Source organism: Pantoea sp. CTOTU49201, assembly GCF_032054795.1.
In the GTDB taxonomy this organism is placed as follows: domain Bacteria; phylum Pseudomonadota; class Gammaproteobacteria; order Enterobacterales; family Enterobacteriaceae; genus Pantoea; species Pantoea symbiotica.
This window is the reverse complement of the sequence record NZ_DAMBSA010000588.1, coordinates 1-2083: the sequence shown is the minus strand read 5'-3', so window position 1 is coordinate 2083 and position 2083 is coordinate 1. Positions and strand designations below refer to the sequence as shown.

Annotated in this window: 3 protein-coding genes and 1 pseudogene; 2 read left to right on the top strand and 2 right to left on the bottom strand. The window is 55.0% G+C overall.

Annotated features, from left to right (window positions below; genetic code table 11):
• Together RTY00_RS24135 and RTY00_RS24130 are read right to left on the bottom strand one after the other, a co-directional pair.
• A pseudogene (locus RTY00_RS24135) lies at nt 1-171 on the bottom strand (nitronate monooxygenase); the annotation flags it as partial.
• 9 nt (nt 172-180) lie between these two features.
• Nucleotides 181-684: an ATP-binding protein gene (locus RTY00_RS24130; protein WP_312666654.1), complete on the bottom strand. Its 504-nt coding sequence runs from the start codon at nt 682-684 to the stop codon at nt 181-183.
• 106 nt (nt 685-790) lie between these two features.
• On the opposite strand from RTY00_RS24130, the gene RTY00_RS24125 reads away from it, so the two are divergent.
• Nucleotides 791-1345, top strand: a complete 555-nt coding sequence (locus RTY00_RS24125; protein ID WP_265297012.1) for a flavin reductase family protein — start codon at nt 791-793, stop codon at nt 1343-1345.
• A 63-nt stretch (nt 1346-1408) separates the two neighbouring features.
• A complete protein-coding gene (msrA, locus tag RTY00_RS24120; protein WP_008102773.1) occupies nt 1409-1945 on the top strand; it encodes a peptide-methionine (S)-S-oxide reductase MsrA in 537 nt (178 codons plus the stop codon).
• Nucleotides 1946-2083 lie beyond the last annotated feature (138 nt).

The following is a 2083-nucleotide window of genomic DNA, read 5'->3' as shown; positions in this document are numbered from 1 at the left end:
CATCATCTCCGCCTGCTGCGGCGTTGAGGCACCCACGCTGATCGATCCCAGCGCGCCACTGTTACTGACCGCCGCCGCCAGCTCTGGCGTGGAGACGCCGGCCATTGGCGCCTGAATGATCGGATAAGTGAGGTTCAGCTTCTGGCATAGCGGATAATTCATTTTGGCCTCCCTGCTTAATTAACGGTGATTAACCACGTTAAACCCTTCATCGCTGTGTGGCGCGACGAAGTAGCTGCTGATCAACGCAAACTGCGCATCGGTGGCGGCGAAGTCATGCTGGCCGGATGCATTGCGCGCGTGCAGCCGCGATTTGCACAGTTCATCGGACACATTGAGGAAATGCAGTTGATGTTCAGCCTCGGCACTGTTGATCACCGCCTTCATCCACTGGCGTTGAGCCACGGTGTTGGCGGGGAAATCCAGCACCACCGACACGCCACACTGCAACAGCGAAATCAGATGCGGCGTCATGGCGTTACGTAGCTTACCGGCACAGCGCACGTAATCCGCCACCTCCTGCATCTCTTCAGCGAACAGATGCGCCAGCCAGGCATCTTCGCTAATGATCACCGCACCGGTTTGCTGCGCCAGTTGATGAGCCAGCGTCGATTTTCCGGCTGCAATTTTACCGCACAGCAGATGCAACACAGGACGAGATGTGGACGCGCACGCAGATTCCATAAAACAGCTCCAGATAAGATGACGCATTAACATGCCGTGAAATGCCAGCCCAGTAAAGGGTGGCAGCTACACTTAGAACATCTGTACCTACAACAGGAGAATCCCGATGCATAAAATCGACTTTCCGGTGAGTAAAGCGCGCAAATATCTGGAGCCGGGTCCGGTGGTGCTGCTGAGTTCACAGTTTGAGGATCATCGCGACATCATGACGCTCGGCTGGCACACCATTCTGGAGTTCTCACCGTCGCTGGTTGGCTGCATGATTGCCGGCGGCAATTACAGCCATGAACTGATTCGCCAAAGCGGTCAGTGCGTAATTAACGTGCCGTCGGCCAATCTGGTGGATAGCGTGGTGGCAATCGGTAACAGCCACGGCGATCGCCTCGACAAGTTTGATGCCTTTAACCTGACGCCCGAACCGGCCAGCGTGGTCAATGCGCCGTTAATCGACGAGTGCTTTGCCAGCTTCGAATGCCAGCTTTATGACGATTCGATGGTGGATAACTACAACTTCTTTATCTTTGAAATCGTCAAAGCACATGTGGCGGAAACGCCGGAGTTTCCGCCGACGCTGCACTACACCGGCGAAGGACGCTTTAGCGTGATGAGCAATTTGCGGCTCGACAAGCGCAGCGACTTTAAGCCAGAAATGTTAATTTAACTGCTTGAATTGATATAGGCTTGCCCCCACTTTTAACCTTTCGCCCTGACAGGAGTAAATATAATGGCAACCGAATATGCGGTGATCGCTGGTGGCTGTTTCTGGTGTACTGAAGCAGTGTTTAAAGATGTGATTGGCGTCGAGTCAGTCGAGAGTGGTTATACCGGCGGCGCACGTCCGAACCCAACCTACGAGCAGGTGTGCAGCGGCGCGACCGGCCATGCCGAAGCGATTCGCATCGGTTTTGATCCGGAGCAGGTGAAATATGGCGATCTGCTGGATATCAGCTTTGCCACGCATGATCCCACTACGCTGAACCGCCAGGGCAACGATGTGGGCACGCAATATCGCTCGGCGATTTTCCCGGCCAATCCTGAGCAGGAAGCCGAAGCCATTGCCGCAATTGCGCGTGCGCAGGAAGGCCTGAGCGATCCGGTGGTTACCACCATCGAGCCGCTGAAAGAGTGGTATGCGGCGGAAGGTTATCATCAGGATTACTGGGAAGGCGCAGGTCAGCGCAACGGCTACTGCATGGCGGTGATCCCACCGAAACTGCAGAAGCTGCGTAAGAGTTTTGCCAATCGGGTTAAATCGAGTTAATTCCCGCGTGAGTTCAGACGGTCGCCATCAATGGCGACCCTACGTGATACGCGACCTTCTGCGGTTTATCCGTCATAATACACGCCCTCTTCTCCTCCGAGAGCGATCATGTCTTCTTCACAGCAAGGAATCGCGGCG

What these genes read in the sequence shown, in the direction of transcription:
- RTY00_RS24130 (WP_312666654.1), bottom strand. Translation starts at nt 684, where the DNA reads ATGGAATCTGCGTGCGCGTCCACATCTCGTCCTGTGTTGCATCTGCTG.
- RTY00_RS24125 (WP_265297012.1), top strand. Translation starts at nt 791, where the DNA reads ATGCATAAAATCGACTTTCCGGTGAGTAAAGCGCGCAAATATCTGGAG.
- msrA (WP_008102773.1), top strand. Translation starts at nt 1,409, where the DNA reads ATGGCAACCGAATATGCGGTGATCGCTGGTGGCTGTTTCTGGTGTACT.